1 protein-coding gene is annotated in these 19,697 nt (G+C 54.1%); it reads left to right on the top strand.

Annotated elements, in window-relative coordinates:
• The first annotated feature begins 583 nt into the window (after positions 1-583).
• The gene (locus C0U40_RS17510) at positions 584-18,382 is read left to right on the top strand and encodes a beta strand repeat-containing protein (protein ID WP_101657094.1); all 17,799 of its coding nucleotides are present in this window, start codon (positions 584-586) and stop codon (positions 18,380-18,382) included.
• Positions 18,383-19,697: the final 1,315 nt, after the last annotated feature.

Below are 19,697 nucleotides of genomic sequence, written 5' to 3'. Positions count from 1 at the left end.
GGTAAAAGGAACTTTGCGTCACAGAGTGGAGGTGGTTGCTTCAATCCGCGCCAGGAGGTGTTCAAATGATTCAACAATTGAAACGGATCTCAAAGAGATATTATGCTAACGGATTGTATTTATTGTATTATGTTGAAAATTTGTGATGGATTTTTCTGTTGCCGATTGTCAAGTTTGATCCGTAAGATGTGTCGGAAAAACTTCGAAAACAGGCTGAAACTTTGTGGCGAGACTTTGTCGAAACCATGGCGGTCAAAAAACCGTGGCAAGAAAAATTTTCCTAAATTGCACAAAATATTTTGGCGGATAGTCACACAAAAGACGGTGATTGCCAAAGCGTGATGTGCTAATAGTGTAATAAGGGAGTGAAATTTTAGGCGTGAGATGCCGGTGGGGCTTTTTTAATTTTTGGTTCGTTTTAACGTGGATTTGCATAGCGACTGACTCGTATTTTCAGAGTCGTAGATCAATCCACCTATCCAGATAAGCCTTAACGGTTTCTTTACAATTTTTATGGAGCTCTTTTTGAGCGGGTGCGGGGTCGTACTCGTCATTATTTTTTTGAATACTAACGAGGTTTATCATGGCAGTCGTAACAATCACCGTCGCAGATTTTCTTTCAGCTGGCTCCGCATACAGTCCAACGGATGATGTCGTTCTTGTCGATACCGCAGCAAACATTGCAGGTCTGACACCTGCACAAGTTGCCGATCTCTCTGCTTTCAACGTCGATACAATCGATGCATCGGATGACGGTTTGTACCTTTCGGTCGCGCAACTGAACAATCTCGGAGGCGTGGCGCTGACCGCCGGAGACACGCCGGCATTGCGGGACACCCGAGCCTCCATCGAAGCCTTAACAGGTACACAGCTCGCGAATTTTGCAGCGCTCGGGGTCATGGTCCTTGATGCTTCTGACGATTTCCTCGTGCTTGATATCGATCAGGTGACGAACCTTGGTGGCATGACTTTCGCTGCCGGGGATACGGTTGTTCTGTCCGATACCGGTGCAAATATTTCCGGATTGAGTGCCGGGCTGATTGGTACACTTGCCGCTGCAGGGCTGTCCTCAATAACCGCTACAGATGTCAACCTGACGTTCTCTACAGCCCAGTTTCTGGCCCTTGGCGCGATTTCTCTTGAAGTTGACAACAACATTACTGTTTCCGACACAGGGGCCAACATCAGCGCGATGAGCGTGGTACAGATCAGTTCCCTGTCCAGCAAGAACATCGACACGCTCTCTGCGAGTGACGGAAGCCTTGCTCTGACTGTTGCACAATTCAATGCCCTCGGATCGGTTGCGCTGGTCGAAGGAAATACTGTTACCCTGCAGGATACCTCTGCCAATCTTGCTGCGCTCACTGCTGGCGAAATTTCGGCACTGGCGGGCGCAGGTGTAGACGTTCTTCTTGCGACGAATGGTTCGCTTGCCCTGAATGTTGCGCAATATCAGGCGCTTGGAACTGTTCTTCTGACAGAGGCGAACATAGTAACCCTTGCGGATTCAGGCGCGACGATTGCGGCCCTTTCCGCTGGCGAAATCGGCGATCTGGCCACAGATTTGATCGATGCGATTGATGCTCTGGATAACACGCTGGATCTGTCCGTAGCTCAGTATTCGGCGCTTGGTGGTGTTACGCTCACCGACGGGGATACTGTCACTCTGGTTGATACAGGCAGCGCTCTGGCTGGTCTGGATTCCACTGCGATTGGTGGACTTGCGGCGGCCAACGTTGATGCTCTTGATGCGTCCGACAACATGCTGGTTCTGTCCCTTGCCCAAGTCAATGCCTTGAACGGGGTAACGCTGGCTTCTGACGATCTGGTCACAGTATTGGACACTACGGCCAGTCTGGAGGCTCTGGTGCCTGCGGATTTCACGGCGCTGGTGTCTTTGAATGTAGATGAAATTTCTTCCACGACCGGTATTCTTTCCCTGACGGTCGATCAGCTGGCGGCCTTCGGAACGCTGAAAGTTGCCGCCAGCGACACAGCCACGCTTTCTGATGCCGGCGCTGCGATTGGAGGGATGCTTGCGGCAGATATTGCCGCACTTTCTGTCAAAGGCATTGATTCCATTAATGTTTCCGATGACGCTCTGTCCCTTAATGTGGAACAGGCGCTTGCTTTGGGTTCCGTCGGATTCGACGCCTCGGATGTTGTGACTATTGTGGACAGTGCCGCGAACCTGCAAACGCTTACAGCGGCGAACATTACGGCGCTGGCTGCTTTGGGCATTGATGCTCTGGCTTCCACGGACGGAACGCTGTCTCTGGATGTGGCGCAATATTCAGCGCTGGCGGCGTCCAGCATGTCCCTGACAACCAGCGATACCGTGACATTGCTGGACGCGGGAAGCGCCATTGCGGGGCTGGACAGCAGCGCCTTCGCGCAGTTGGACACCAACGGAATTGACGTTATCGACGCCAACGATGACGCACTGTCCCTGACTGTCGCCCAGTACGAAGCACTCGGTCCTGTGACATTGACAGAGGGCGATATCGTAACGCTGGCGGACACCGGCACGGAACTGAGCGCGCTGACTTCAACTGAAATCGGGAATCTTGCAGGGGACGGGATTGACATTCTTGATGCTACGGTTGGCGGTCTGACACTGAACCTTGATAAGTTCAATGCGCTGGGCACGGTTGCCCTGACCGAAGCCGACGAGGTGACAGTCGAAACGACCTTTGCTCAAGCTATTGACTTTCTTTTCTTTACGCCTGCGAAAATCGCCGAAATGGCGGCCGCGCATGTGGATTTCCTGTTCTCGACAGATACCAATCTGCAATTGAATGCTGCGCAGGCCGTTCAGATGGGCGCCATGGCGATCGCGGAGTCCAATCAGGGTATTCTCGGGGATACAGCCGCCAATATCGAAGCCCTGTCAGCCACTGAAATTGCTGCGCTGGCCGCGCGGAATTTTGACCTGATTTCTGCGGAGGGTAATCCTCTGGCCCTGACTGTCGAACAGATTCAGGCCCTGAACGGCGTTTCGCTGTTTGGCGGGGATCTTGTGACCGTGACGGACACCGCCCTAAACATTCAGGCTCTGGACAGCACGGCGATTTCGGGCCTTGCCGGATTGCTGGTCGACGGGATCAAATCTACGGACGGAACGCTGACACTGACCGCAGCGCAATTCTCTGCGCTTGGCACTGTGACGCTGGATGCAGCAGACACGGTTACTCTGTCTGACACAGGTGTAAACCTTGCAGCACTGGATATTGCTGCACTTGATGGCAAGAACGTTGACGTTCTGTCTGCCAGCGATACAGACCTGAATCTGACCGCAGCTCAGGCTACGGCGCTTGGAAATGTGACGATTGACTCTGCGACTAATGCCACAGTGGTTGATACGGGCACCAACATCCAAGGCATGAGCGAGACAGTGATAAGTGCTCTGGCTGCCTCCGGGATTGATGCGATTGATTCCAGTACAAATGCGTTCGCATTCTCGCTGGCGCAGTACAACGCGTTGGGTACTGTCGCTTTGACAGGGGCCGATACTGTTACCATCACAGACGCGAAGGCGACCCTTGAAGCACTGAATGCAACCCAGATCACCGCGCTGGATGCGGCAGGTATTGATATTCTGAACACAACAGAAGACGCAATCACCCTGACCGTTTCGCAGGCGACTGCGCTGGCGGATATCACGCTGGCCGTTGAAGATGATGCTGCTGTCGAGGACAGCGGTGCAACTATCGGCGCATTGAGCAACACGGCAATCGAAGCCCTTGATGACGCGGGTATCGACCGGATTGATGCGACTGACAACGTTTTGACGTTGAGCGTGGCACAATACCTTGCCCTTAGCGGTATCGAACTGACCCAAGCCGATGTCATTACCCTTGCTGACACCAATGAAAATATCGCGCTTCTGGACGCAACTGCATTTGACGGGTTGAAGGCCGCTGGAATTGATTCAATTGATGTAACGGACGGTACGTTGACCCTGTCTGTTGCCCAGTTCAGAAATTTGAATGGTGTACTGCTGACGGATAGCGACACTGTCGTGCTCTCGGATACCGCAGCCAATCTGGAATCCCTTACATCTACGGAAATCGGCAATCTGGCCGGCCTTTTCGTTGACAAGCTTGATGCAGGAACCGACCCGATTAATCTGGACGTAGCGCAGGCTACGGCCTTGGGTTCCGTTACTGTGGAAACAGCAGGTAGTACAAAGGTCGTTGATTCTGCTGTGAATATTCAGGGAATGACCACGACGCAGATCTCCGCTCTGGCGGGGGCCGGATTTGACGAGATCAGCGCCACAGACACAAACGTCACACTGTCCGGTTTGCAGGTCGCAGCGCTTGGTACTGTCGTTATGGACAGCGACAACTACGTCACCCTGCAAGACACCAACGACTATCTGTCCGGCCTGACCTCTGTCGAGGTGGCCGAACTGGCCGCATCCGGCATCGATGAAATCGACTCTTCGGACAATTTCCTGATCCTGTCCCTTGCGGCCTACCGCGCACTTGGCACGGTGTCTTTGAACAGTGGTGATTCCAATACCATAAACGACACAGGTGCCGCACTTTCAGGTCTGACGCTCTCTGAAATCTCCGGACTTTCCGGCGCGTTCGTGCACATACTAGCCAGCAAATCCGGTGTATTCGCGCTCAGTGTCGAGAAATTGAACGCATTGGGCGCTGTTGCGGTCACAGAAACGAGCAATTTTGTTCTGACCGACAGCCAAGCCAATATTGAAGCTTTGACAGATACGTACATTGGCGGGCTTGCAGCCCTTGAAGTCGACTCGATCGACTCTCTGGATAATGTGCTGAACCTGACAGTGGCACAGGCCAATGCCTTGGGAGCCGTGACGCTTACAGCAGGTGACATGGTTACAGTTGTCGACACTGCAACGGCAATTGACGGACTAACCGAAGCGAATATCCTTGCTCTGGATGCTGCCGGTGTTGACAAAATCGACGCCGGAGGCGGTGCTTTTGCTCTGACGCTTGCCGAATACAATGCGCTCGGCAATGTGGCGCTTAAGCAGGCCGATGATGTGACGCTGGCAGACAGTTCCGCCAATCTGGCCGCGCTGGATGCCGCCGCGATTGGCGGATTGTCCGCTGACGGTATTGACACAATTGATGTTTCAGACAATGCGCTGACACTTTCCGTGGCCGAAGCACTGGCCCTGGGTACGGTGACGTTTGCTGCGGACGATGTGGTGACAGTTCTGGACACAGCAGCCGCGATTCAAGGACTGACAGCGCTACAGATCGAGGCATTTGACACGGCTGGCATTGATATTCTTGACAGCACCGAAGGTGCATTCAACCTCACTGTTGCGCAGGTCAGAGCGCTCGGGGGCATCGTAGCTGCCGGTTCCGACACCGTGACCCTTCTGGACATCGGTGGGAACATCGCCAGCCTGTCCAGCACTGAAATTGCAGCCCTTGCAGGTGCAGGCATCGACAGGATTGACGCGTCCAACGTGGTTCTGTCCCTGTCCGTGGCCCAACTGCACGCGCTTGGCACTGTAACGCTTACGTCTTCGGATTCCATCAGCCTGTCGGATACCAGCGCAAATATCGCCGCGCTGAGTGTTGCGCAGATTTCTGCGCTTTCGGGTCTGAAAGTGGATCTGATCAACGCGACAGATGATGTTCTGGAGCTTTCGCTCGCCCAATTCAACGCAATTGGCACCGTGGGGATCAACTCCGGTGACAATATGACAATTCTGGATACCGGCGCAAATCTTGCGGGACTTACCCCGGCACAGATCGGTACGCTGGAAGGGAAGGGCGTTGATACCTTCAAAGCGTCTGACGGGATCCTTGATCTGACGGTTGCACAGTTCAACGTCTTGGGCGGTGTGGATCTGGTTGCAGAAAATACTGTGACCTTAAAAGATACTGGTGCGGCTCTTGCCAGCCTGAACGCGAGCAATATCGCCGGTCTGGAGGCTGCCTATGTGGATGCCCTTGATGCAACAGACAATGTTCTGGATCTGACGGTTGATCAGGCCACAGCGCTGGGTGCGGTGACGATTGCGGCCGACGATCTGGTCACAATCAAAGACACTGGAGCGGCGATTGCCGCGATGACTTCTTCGGAGATAGGCGCTCTGTCCGCTTCTGGTATCGACGCCATAGACGCCAGCGACGACGTTTTCTCCATGACCGTTGAGCAGGCGACTTCTCTGAACGGTGTGCTTATCGATGCCAGTGATACAGCGACGATATTTGATACGGGTGCTGCAATCGCCGGAATGTCGCAAGCCCAGATTGCGGCACTTGAGACGTCCGGCTTCACCAGCATTGACGCGAGCGATGACGCGCTAAGCCTGTCTCTGGCGCAGATCGGTGCGCTGGGTACGGTCACTCTGACCGAAACAGATACTGTTACTGTCGTTGATACCGCTACGGCTCTCGCTGCCTTGACCCTTACAGATATTGCCAACCTCAAAACAGCGCAGGTGGATATCCTGAAATCGAGCGACGGAACGCTTGCACTGACCGTCGAGCAATTCAATGCGTTGGCACCAATCGAGCTAACAGACACCGACATAGTGACGTTGACAGACACAGCCGCAAATCTCGAGGCGCTTTCGGTAACCGAGATTCAGGCACTGGGAACTGCTGGAATTGATGCACTGGATGCAACAGACAATGTGTTGTCCCTGTCGGTTGACAAATTGAACGCTCTGGGAGCAGTCGAACTGACGGATGCGGACGAAGTGACGCTTCTGGACAATGGGGCGACTCTTGGCGCTCTGACGGCAGGTGCAATCGCGGCTCTGGAAGCTGCAGGCGTGGACGTAATCGACTCTGACACTGACGAGATCACACTGACCATCCAGCAATACCAGTCGCTTGGCGCAGTGGAACTGACACAGCTTGACAATGTAACGCTGGCAGACAGCAACGAAAACATTGCACTGCTGTCCGCTCTCGCAATCGAAGGGCTTGCTGCAGATGGCATTGATGTTCTGAAATCGACCGATCCGGTACTGTCCCTGACTGTTGCGCAGTACGAAGCATTGGGAACAGTGGAACTGGTTGACGCCGATTATGTCGAACTGGACGACACAAGCGCAAATCTCGAAGCGATGAGCGATACGCTGATTGCTGGCCTGACGGCCAAGGGCATTGACGGTATCCGGGCGGATGACGCCACTCTCAACTTCAGTGTGGCCCAGGCAACCGCTCTGAACGCGGTCTCCATTCTCGGCACCGCAGTTGTAAGTGTTGTTGACAGTGGTGCTGCCATTGGAGCGATGACAGCCACAGAAATCACTGCGCTTACCGGTGCCGGTTTTGACGCGATTGATGCTGATAACGATATTCTGACACTTGATCTCGCGCAGTTCGATGCGCTCGGTTCTGTAACCCTTACGGGTGGTGATGCGGTTACGCTGAAAGATACCAATGCCAATATTGGAGCTCTGTCCGACGGTCAGATAAACGGGCTTTCCGCAGCGGGTATCGACTTCCTTGAATCCTCGGAGGCTGATCTTACACTCAGCCTTGGCCAGTACTTCTCTCTTGGCACGGTCGAACTGGTGGCCGGGGATAACGTCATTATCGCTGACAGCTCTGCGAACCTGCAAAGTCTGAACACCACCCAGATTTCGGAACTGTCCGGTAATCTGGTGGACGAATTGCGCGCGCTTGACGGACAACTTTTCCTGCTGGTGGATCAGGTAAATGCGCTTGGTACGGTAACCATCAGCGCGGCCAGCAACGCTGTGCTGCGCGATACAGGTGCAGAGATTGGTGGCATGCTGGTTGCCGAGCTTGAAGCGCTTGAAGGTGCCGGTATTCAGACGATTGAAGTTACTGATACCAACCTGACCTTCGACGCGGCGCAAGTTGTTGCTTTGGGTACTGTAACCATCGATACGAATGCCGTCGTAACGCTGGCAGATACAGGAACTGCAATCAGCGCTTTGGATGCAACAGCTCTGGCAGGACTCGCTGCGACCGGTGTTGATACAATTGACGCAACTTCGGGCGTGATCTCGTTCACGAAAGCCCAGTTGTTCGCTCTGGGAACTGTGTCCCTGACACCCGCAGACGACGTTACACTGTTGGATACCGCTGCGAATATTGAAGCCATGACTGTTGGCGAATTCAGCGCTCTGGCGGGGCTGGGCGTCGATGACATCAGCGCCGGCGGTAATGCTGTCTCGATTTCGGTCGATCAGGTCGATGCTCTGGGCGTACCATTCAATCCGGCAGATACTGTGAGCGTTGCAGATACAGCTGCAAATATCGCTGCTATGAGCCAGTCTCTGGTCAGCAAGCTCGCTATGGTCGGTGTTGACCACGTTGAACCTACTGACGCGGTTCTGAACGTAGGTGTTGCATTCGCGACCAGTCTCGGGACTGTTACTATCGTTTCCCTGAACGATGTAATCCTTACAGATACCGTAAGCGCACTGTCTGCAATGACCGTTGCAGAGATCGGCGATCTGGCAGGGTCGGGCTTCTCGCATATCGACTCTACCAATGATGTCCTGAGCCTTGATCTGTCACAGTTTGCTGCATTGGGGACAGTTGTCCCTGTAGATGGCGATACAGTCACTATTTATGATACAAGTGCTAACCTTTCAGCGCTCTTGCCGTCCGAGATTGCTGACCTGAACACCGCAGGAGTTGATATCCTTGAGGCTTCCGAGGGTACGCTGGCGCTCAATGTGGCTCAGGCGTTGCAACTCGGTTCAATCGTCCTCGAGATGGACAACACGAATACGCTTGCCGACCTGGCTTCCAATATCCAAGCATTAACGGCCAGCCAAATCGCGGGACTTGCGGGGCATGGGTTTGACATTATCAATGCTACAGACGGCGCGCTAAATCTGAGTGTCGGCCAATACCGGGCGCTTGGAACGGTAAGCCTGACCGGTTCGAACAACGTGACTCTGGTTGATACAGAAGCGAACCTTGACGGGTTGACCCTGACCGAATTCGGGAACCTGTCCAGCAACGGTGTGGACTTCCTTGACTCCAGCAACAACTCACTTCTGCTGACAGTCGCAGAGTTCAATGCTCTTGGATCCGTTCAGTTGACAGCGGGGGACGTTGTAACCCTGCGCGATACCGGTGCAGCAATTGCAGCCATGACCAGCGGACAGATCGGAGCGCTGAAAGCGGCCAATGTGGACGTGCTTGATGCCACCGACAACGTGCTGTCGCTCAACTATGCGCAATTCAGCGCTCTTGGAGGTGTAAATCTTACCAATGCAGATGTCGTCACCCTGCGTGACACTGCAGCGAACCTGGGTTCCCTGACGCCGACACAGTTGGGCTCGCTCATCGGTGTTGATATTGTGGACAGTTCCGACGGGATCCTATCCCTGAACATTGAACAGGCGCTGTCTCTCGACGGGCTGGTTATCGCGGGCACAACTGTTGCTACCCTTGCGGATACAGCCGCAAATCTTCAGGCACTGACACCCGCGCAGCTTGCGACGTTGAACGGGATCGGAATGGACCTGATCGATACAGATGGCGACATTCTCACCTTGAGTGTGGCTCAGGCTGTGGCTCTTGATGGTATATCTGTTGTTTCTGAAGATGCTGTGACACTTTCTGACACTGCTATCAATATTCAGGGAATGACGGATGCGCAAATCGGGGCGCTGGCCGCCAGCGGGATCGATACCATCGATTCAACAGACGATACGCTGACCCTGACAGCAGCACAAGCGGCTGCTTTGGGTGCGGTTACACTGCATGCAAGCGATTTCGCGCTGCTTGAGGACACTGGCGCAAACATTGCGATGCTTGCTCCAACAACGATTGCGGCATTGAATGTGTCGGGTCTGGACCGGATCGCAGCATCCGACACCGGTCTGAACCTGACAGTAGCCCAGTTCGAGGCCCTTGGCAGTATTGCGCTTACGGATGCGAACACAGTTGTTCTGGTGGATTCCGGTGCAAACCTGGGTGCGATGACGGCAGCAGAGATTGCCGGTCTGGAAGGTCTGGCTGTTGATGCTCTTGATGCCAGCGACAACGTTCTTGTTCTGAATGTCGCGCAATATAACAGCCTCGGCGCTGTCGAACTTGCGCTGGATGATATGATCACGCTCAGAGACACCGAAGCGAACCTCGACACTTTGGGCCTTGTCGGTATTGCGGCTCTGGCTGGTGACGGCATCGATGTGATTGACTCACTTGATGATGCGCTGTCCTTGACAGTGGCAGAGTATCAGGCACTGGGGACCACATCACTGACAGTTGAAGATACAGTTACGCTCGAAGATGTGGCTGCGAATATCCAAGCCCTTCTGGCGGGTGAGATCGGCGCACTGGCGGGTAAAGGTATCGACATCATAGACGCTACGGATACGGCTCTCTCCCTGCGGGTAGATCAGTTGGAGGCGCTGGGAACAGTGGCCCTGACAGCGGCTGATACTGTAACTCTGAGTGATACCGCAGCCAATCTTCTGGCGATTGCCGACCTGAGTGCTTTGGCTGCGCTTGAAGTTGATGCGCTCTATGCAACTGACGGTAATCTGAACCTGACCTTTGCCCAGATTGAGGCTCTGGGAACGGTTACAGCGGATTCCATCGCAGAAGTCGTCCTTGCGGATGGCTCCATGACAATCCAGAATCTGTCTCTGGTACAGCTTGGTGCGCTGGCTGCGGCCGGTGTCGACCGGATTGATGCGACAGACAATCTGACCTATCTGACAAAAGCACAGGTTGATGCTCTTGGAGCCGTGGCTCTTACGGCGGATGACACCAATTTCCTTAAAGACACAGCTCTGAATATCGGAATGCTTACACCGTCCGAGATTGTCGCCCTGCAGGGCAAAGGAATCGACACCATTGCATCTGCTGACATCGGTGCAGCGTTCTCGGTTTCCATAGCGCAATATGATGCGCTTGGTACTATTACACTGAACGCTTCTGATACTGTAACCTTGGTGGATACAGGAGCCGCACTGGCCGCGTTGACTGAAACGCAGCTTTCCGGTCTGGCAGGCAATGAGATAGACGCCATTGATGCAAGCGATAACGTTCTGTCACTTACAGTGGCCAAGCTGAACGCCCTCGGAGCCGTATCCCTGACTGGCGATGACGTGGTTACATTGCTGGATACAGCTGCAAATATCGCTGCCCTGGCTGTGGGTGAGATTGCAGCTCTCGAAGGTCTTGGCGTGGACATCATTGATGTCAGCGATGGGGCGTTGGCTTTGACTTATGCGCAATTCGACGCGCTGGGTGCTGTGGCTCTTACCGATGCGGATACTGTTACGCTGGTTGATACCGGCAGCAACCTGACAGCACTTAATGCGACCCAGATCGGTGCGCTGGAGGGGGCCGGTATTGATGCACTCGATTCCACCACCGATGCGATGGCCATAACCCTCGAAGAATTCAATGCTTTGGGTGCTGTTACCCTTGAGACCACTGACGAGGTCACACTGACAGCAACCGGCAGCGCACTTGGCGGCCTTACATCTACGTTTATCGGAGGCCTTGCTGCGGCTGGTATCGATATTCTTGATGCAGAGGACGACGTTCTTACACTGGACCTGTCGCAATATAACGCCCTTGGTGGTGTGGAGCTGACCGAAGCCGACGAGGTGACACTGGCTGATACCGGTGCAGCACTTGGCGGGTTGACTGAAACGGAAATCGCGGCGCTTGGCACTAGCGGTGTCGATATCATTGATGCGACGGATAACTCCCTGACGCTTAGCGTGGCACAATATCTTGCATTGGGAACAACCGCTCTATCCGAAGATGATACCGTCACAATCTCCGATACTGCGACGAATATTCAGTCCATGACAGTGACGCAACTGGCCGGCCTGGCAGGCGCAGGAGTATCCTTCATCACGACCGGAGGTGCGCAACTTACTCTAAGTATTGCTCAAGCCGGTGCTTTGGGCACAGTCTCTGTCGCGATTGGCGATCTCGCAGTAGTCTCTGACACTTCTTCCTCGTTGTCTGCTCTTACAACAGTTGAGATTGCGGCTTTGGGTGTAAGTGGTATCGACCGCTTGGATGCAACAGACGATATGGTGTCCTTCAATGTGGCTCAGGCGGCAGCATTAATGAATGCAGGGATTTCCATTGATTACACTGATACAGCGACGCTGGTCGATCTTGGCGCGAATATCCAAGCTCTGTCTCCGACCGACTTTACCGAACTGCGGGAGACAACCGGTATTGATGTAATTGACGCTTCTGATGATATTCTTGAGCTAACCCTAGCACAGTTCAATGCGATCACTGGCGCATGGGGAATGGCACTCCCGAACGCGGAACACATCGTACTTCCGGCGCCGGAAGACATGTCTTTGACGCAGGCGGATGTCATCACGCTCAAGGACAGCAGTGTCGCGCTGGCCGGGTTGAGCGGAATACAGATCGAGGCGCTGGCAGATGCTGGTATCGATCACATCGACGTAATCGAAAATGCCTTGACCTGGACACTCGAACAGGCAAACGCGCTTGGGACAGTAACTTTTGCATCCGATGACGTTGTGACTGTTGTAGGCGCGGAGGCTGATTTCTCGGCCCTGTCGGTATCGCAGATTGCGGCGTTGGAAGCCGCGGGGGTAGATGTTTTTGACGCAAGTGATGATCTTCAAACGCTTAGTGTTGCACAGTATCGGGCTCTGGGAACAATTTCCTTTGGTACGGGTGACGTCGTTACGATCGCAGATACGGGTGCCGCACTTGCCACGCTCACTACGGGCGAAATATCGTTGCTTTCAGCAGCGGGTGTTTCCGAGCTTGACGCGACTGACGGTGCTTTGGACCTGAGTGTCTTGCAGGCCACCGCTCTTGGTAGTGTAGTTGTAGATAGTGAAGATACAGTGACCGTTGTTGACAACTCGGCAGCTCTAGGGTCATTGACCGCCGCGCAAATCGCAGGCTTGGGATCAAGTGGCATAGACACTCTTGATGCGACCGATGGAAGTGTGTCCTTCAGTGTTGATGCAGCCTTGGCTTTGGCCGAAGCAGATATAACCATCGAAGCTGCAGATACGGCAACCATTCTGGATTTGGGCGCACTTATAAGCGGTTTGCCGGTAACGCATCTGACCAATCTTGTAGCTGTGGGCTTTGACAAGCTGGATGCAATTGACAACACGCTTAGCTTGAACGTGGAGCAGTACAATTACATCACAGGTGACGGCGGCCTGACGCTTTCGCAGATGGATGAAGTGACCCTGGCGGACACAGCTGCTGCATTCGCCATGCTGGATGCAACGGCGATTGGCGGACTGGAAGCGGCAGGTATCGATAGGCTGGATGTGACAGAAAACATCCTGACGCTTGATGTGCTGAAAGCCAAATCTCTCGGAGCAGTCGTGTTTGCAGCGAACGATGTTGTCACGATATCCGATGCAGGGTACGTATTTGCAGAGCTTACCCCGACCGAAATCGCAGCCTTTGGTACAGCTGGAATTGATACATTCGATGCGAGCGACAATTCGCTCGTACTGAACGTTGCGCAATATCTCGCACTCGGGTCGTTGTCTCTTTCTTCTGATGATGATGTTACGATTTACGACGTGGCGGCCAATATCCAGAACATGACCGTCGCGCAGATTGCAGGCTTGGAAGCCGCTGGTGTTTCCACCGTCACATCGAACGGTCAGGACATCTATCTGAGCGTGGATCAAGCGACTGCACTCGGGGCTGTGACCGTTGGTGACGGGGTAACGGCAATTGTAGCGGATACCTCCGCTGCCTTGTCAGCCCTTACGACGACACAGATCGCGGGCCTTGGAACCAGTGGATTGGAACGGATTGACGCTAGCGAAAATGCCGTTTCGTTCAGCGTGGCGCAGGGGACAGCTCTCTTTGCTGCGGGGCTCGTTATTGACGGCGGGGATGTTGCAACGCTTCTCGATCTGGGTGTGAATCTGGCAGATATGTCAATTTCCGAAATCCAGGACCTGAAACAGGCCGGCTTTGACATTGTCGACGCATCGGATGACGAACTGAGCCTGAGCATCAATCAGTATCAAGCGATTACCGGATACAGTGGAGCGATGGTGTCCGCCAAATCCGACGCGATGGCCCTGCCTTCGGGAATGTCCCTGACGCAGACAGATACCGTCACTCTGGCGGATACTGGCGCGGCATTGGGAATGCTCGGTTCCATGGACATTAGTGGCCTCGAAGCTGCCGGTGTCGACATTATAGATGCCATAGATGATGTTCTGTCTCTCTCCGTTGCCCAATATCAGGCACTCGGGGCGGTTGAACTGACGGCGGATGATGTTGTCACACTGGCCGACAGCGGTTCGCAGTTGGCCGGTTTGTCCGTGACACAGATTTCGGCGCTGGGCGGGGATCATATCGATGTCCTGGACGCAACGGACGACGTGCTGGCGCTTTCGATCGAGCAGTTCAACGCTCTTGGTTCTGTCACCCTGACCGGCGGAGATACCGTAACGCTCGTTGACACCGGTGCAAATCTGGCAGCCTTGACTGTGTCGGCCATCTCGGCACTGCAAGCCGCCGGAGTTGATGCTCTGGATGCAAGCGACGATGTTCTTGTCCTGTCGCTCGATCAGTACAATGCCCTTGGTACGGTTGCCCTGACCGGAGACGATACCGTCACACTGGCAGATACCGGCGCAACGCTGGCTGCTTTGACGGCCACCGAGATCGGTGGTCTGGAAGCTGCCGGAATTGATGCTCTGGATGTCAGCGACGGTGTCATCAGTCTTACGGTCGCACAGGCAACAGCCCTTGGTGCAGTGACTGTTGCGGGTGATGATGACGTTACTGTTTCGGATACAGGTGCCGCCATCGCAGCGATGACATCTACCCAGATTGCGGCTCTTGCAGCCGCCGGCGTAGACAAGATCAATGCGACCGACGGTGCCCTTTCCCTTACAGTCGCACAATATCTGGCCTTGGGAAGCGTCGCGTTGACCGGTGCCAACACGGTCACGCTCGCAGACACCGGCGCCAACCTTGCAGCCCTCAGCGTCGCACAGATTGGTGCGCTGGAGGCTGCCGGTATTGACGGACTGGATGCGACAGATGACGTATTGAGCCTGTCGCTGGCCCAGTTCGGTGCGCTCGCAAGTGTTACCCTTGCAGCAGGCGACGATGTTTCCATCGTTGATACCGGTGCTGCACTGGCGGCCCTGACAGTGTCCGAACTAACTTCTCTTGGTGCTGCCGGTGTGGACGTTCTTGATGCTACAGATGACGAGATCAACCTTTCTGTAATTCAGGTTCTGGCACTGGATACGCTGGTTGTGGCAGACGGTGATACCGCGACGCTGGTGGATCGTGGTGAGGATATCGCTGCATTGTCCGTGGCACAGCTTGCGGCGCTGGAGACCTATAACATCGATGCAATTGACGCCGATGATGACAGCCTGTCTCTGACCGTTGCGCAACTGGAGGCACTTGGATCGGTTGTTCTTTCAGCAAGCGATACGGTTACGCTGGTCGATACAGGGAGCAATCTGGCCGCGATGAGCGTTTCCCAGATCGGAGCCCTGGCAGCATCAGGCGTGAGTGAAATTGATGCCTCAGACAATTCTCTGGCGCTATCAGTTGCACAGTTCCAGGCGCTCGGAACCGTTCAGTTGAGTGCGGGGGATCTGGTTACGCTGGAAGATACGGGCGCAAGCATCTCTGCCATGACCGTCGCAGAGGTGGCGGCACTGTCTGCCGGAAACGTGGATACGATCGATGCAACCGATGATCTGGTTGAATTGACCGCAGCACAAACGATTGCTCTGGGATCCGTATCCATTGCACCTGCAGATATGGGGGTTCTGGTAGATACGGGGGCCAACATCGGTGCAATGACGGCGGTACAAATCGGTGCCTTGTCCGGGTTCGGCATTGACAGGATTGATGCTTCGGATGACGTATTGGCGCTGTCCGTCGCGCAATTGAACTCCCTTGGACCGGTCGCTCTGACAAGTGGCGATACAGTAACATTGCAGGACACGGGAGCGGCACTGTCTGCAATGACAGCCGGTGAAATCGCGGCGCTTGCAGGACTTGGCGTAGATGTGTTGGATGCCACTGACGGCGAGTTAACGTTGACGCTGGCACAGTTCAATTCTCTCGGCGCGGTCGCACTGAGCGAAGCGGACGTCGTCACTTTGCGTGACACAGGGGCGACGCTGTCAGCGATGACTGTCAGCGAACTGGCTGCATTGGAAGGAGCGGGTGTGGATGCACTGGATGCTTCGGACGATGCACTGACGTTTACTCTGGCACAGATTGATGCCTTGGGTGCTGTTTCTCTGACTGCCGGTGATACTGTTACTATCGCGGATACTGGTGCCGGTCTTTCTGCACTGAGTGCAACAGAGATTTCCGCACTGGCTACGCTGGGTGTGGATGTGTTTGACGCAACGGATGACCAGATCACACTGAGCGCTGCACAGGCTGTAGCCTTGGGAGCAATCCTGATCGCTACGGGGGACGATGCAACAGTGTCCGATACCGCTGCGAATATTCAGGCGCTTACTGCGGCCCAGCTCGCTGCATTCGTCGGTGGTGGCATTGATGGTCTAGACGCCAGCGACGATGCGCTTGTGTTTAGCTTCGATCAATATGCCGCGACCAGCGGCATGGAGTTTGACGCCACAGACAGCCTGACGGTAGAGGGCACATCTGGCGATGACGTCTTCAGCAGCGCCAATGTTGCGGTAAGTTTCAAAGGCCTGGAGGGCAACGACGAACTGAACGGTAGCGCACTGGGAGATACTCTGAATGGTGGTGCCGGAGCAGATACGCTGAACGGTGGTGACGGTAATGATATCGCCGATTACTCCGACAGTTCTGCCGGTGTCACGGTGCGCTTGTGGAACGGAACCGGTACGGGCGGCGACGCTGAAGGGGACATTCTCAGCAGTATCGAGGGTATCACAGGGGCTGTGCATAACGATGTACTTATCGGTGCGACGAACTCAGCAGATTTTTTGGATGGTGGAGCCGGTAATGACTACATGAATGGTCTCTCCGGTAACGACACTCTCATAGGTGGAGATGGCGATGACATTCTGGTCGGCGGTGCCGGTGCGGATGTCCTCGACGGTGGTGCCGGTTTCGACATTGCAGATTACGCTGGAAGCGCGCTTGGTGTGACAGTCAAACTGTGGAACGGTACAGGAGCCGGAGGTGACGCCGAGGGTGATACACTCACCGGAATAGAGGGTGTCGTCGGTTCTTCCATGCGGGATGTTTTTGTCGGCGCCGTTGGCGTGAACAACAAGCTCGAAGGTCGGGGCGGCAATGACTTCATCAACGGGTTGTCAGGAGACGATACCCTATACGGGGGAGCCGATAACGACACACTGATCGGTGGAGCAGGTGCTGACAGTCTCGACGGTGGTGCCGGATCTGACGCGGTCGAGTATCTGGCCAGCACAAGTGGTGTCACAGTGCGCTTGTGGAACGGAACAGGCTCGGGAGGGGATGCCGAAGGCGATACCCTGACAGGCATCGAAACCGTGACAGGTTCCAACTTCAACGACTCTCTGGTCGGGGCTGCAAGTGTGGCAGACTATCTGAAAGGGGCTGCCGGCCGCGATTATCTGCTCGGCTTGTCCGGCGATGATACGCTGGATGGCGGTGACGGGGATGACGTCCTGTATGGCGGCGCCGGCGCAGACTACCTGATTGGTGGTTCAGGTATCGACCGCGCAGACTACTCGACAAGTACAGCTGGGGGAGTGACAATCCGGTTGTGGAACGGCACAGGAACCGGCGGCGACGCACAAGGAGACACCTTGGGTGGGATCGAAGACGTAACCGGGACCAGTTTCAATGACGTGATTATCGGCTCTAACAACGTTGCCAACCGGCTCGTTGGTGGTGCGGGTAATGACTACATCGATGCGCTTTCCGGTGACGATATTTTGGTCGGCGGCGCTGGTGCCGATTCACTATACGGTGGCACCGGTAACGATACGGTCGAATACATCCAAAGTACCGCGGGCGTTACAATTCGCTTGTGGAACGGCACCGGTGTTGGCGGTGATGCGCAGGGCGATGTCCTAGGCGGGATCGAGAATGTCAGAGGGTCCGCCTTTAATGACTTCCTGATCGGGTCGACGAACCAGGCGAACTTCTTGCGCGGGGAGGGCGGTAACGACTACCTGAACGGCCTCTCCGGTGCGGATCGTCTTGACGGTGGTGTCGGATCTGACACGCTCATAGGTGGCGCAGGCAATGACGTGTTTGTCTTTGGTACTGGTTATGAAGGGGATATTGTTCAGGAGTTTGAAGACGGTGCTGATACAGTAGATCTGATTGGTGGCTTGACCTATGCAGATCTGACAGTCACCTCGATCTCTGGTGGCGTAAGAGCGACCATTACAGCATCTCCGACCGATTACATCGATTTGATGGGAGTTGCGATAGGTGACATCGATAGCTTCGACTTCATCTAAGCGTGTTCGCCTGGTTGGTAAAACTGCCCGGCGCCGCTCATAAAACAGAAAAGCCCGCTCGGTTAATCCGGGCGGGCTTTTTACATCTGTGTGAAGATTTCTTCAATCTCGTTATAGGAGCAGCCAGTTTAGTAAATTGTAAGCAGCGTTTAACTTTGGTTAAAAATTTACCATCAGGTAAAAATACCGCGAAATTACACTCGAATCATCATTTTCTGTTTACAGCCGGAAAGCCGGATTTCGCGCAAATTTACGTATATATCCCAGTCTACTATTGAAGATTCTCCATAAAATGGCGGATCATTTGTGGGCTAACAATCATGATTTTTGGCCTCGCGATGCCCAAATTGTGGCGTTGTGTCGCCCCTGCCAGGTGGGTTTGCCCTAATTGGGACAGAAACTTGGCACCATTTGGCTGATAGGTTGTTAAGAGGCCAGAAACAGGCGATCTGGCAGGCCTGATCTCGAAATTCGGGCGCAGAATGTGGCAAAACTTGGACAATCAAACTCCTGCAACACCTGCAAACAGAACCGGTTCCTGTTTCGGTGCCTCCCTATCCGTTTGGGCCGATTCGAGTTCTTACGAATAGGGTGGATATGCCTATGCACGTACTGACGGGGGCCAGATTTTCTGCTATTTTTGGTAATACCCCCACGAATTGGTATGTCGTAAGTCGTTTTGCCGAGAACCGCATACTCTCCGGGCTCCTACGAAAGGGGAGGGGCGGCCCGAACACAGAGCATTTCGAATGTGGCTTTCGTAAGAATATGTTCGAATTAAGCAGATTTTTTGATCTGTAGAATTTTACAAAAACCTGCGTTGCATTTTTGCAATAAGGAGGATGTAAAATTCTATCTTAAAATTGAACGAATTTTTCTTGTCGCGCGTAAACTTTTTCGACAGTTTTTAACGCAATTGGAGTGATCGCTCATTACGGGTGCGCATGAATATCGACGTTCGGAATGGTTTTATGGAAAAAGCGTAATAAACCTAATGGGTTGGCGGGTGTCTCGATTTCTCCTTTAGGTTGCTTTTTGCTTTGGATAAGGCCCCTTTTGAGCACTTAAAATCATCCCAAAATGTCACGATAAATCTACTGTTAGTTGCATCAGTTTTTTCAGATTTGCGCCTGTGAATTGTCCTCAGTTAAGACCCAATCCCACCGGAGTAATCCTCAATTATTACCTAAACGTGCACAGTGACGGGCTGTCGTTTGGCGTGTTTATGCTAAGTTTTCATCAGACAGCAAGGCGAAAGCGATGGGTTGAGCAGTTGTCCGGAACCTGAGGGAAGAAGGTTCGCTGAAGAGCGTAG

It is taken from the genome of Neptunicoccus cionae, from assembly GCF_002860325.1.
Classification (GTDB): Bacteria; Pseudomonadota; Alphaproteobacteria; order Rhodobacterales; family Rhodobacteraceae; genus Amylibacter; species Amylibacter lutimaris.
Note: the sequence above shows the minus strand (reverse complement) of the source record. Positions and strands in the feature narration are given on the sequence as shown.

What these genes read in the sequence shown, in the direction of transcription:
- C0U40_RS17510 (WP_101657094.1), top strand. Translation starts at nt 584, where the DNA reads ATGGCAGTCGTAACAATCACCGTCGCAGATTTTCTTTCAGCTGGCTCC.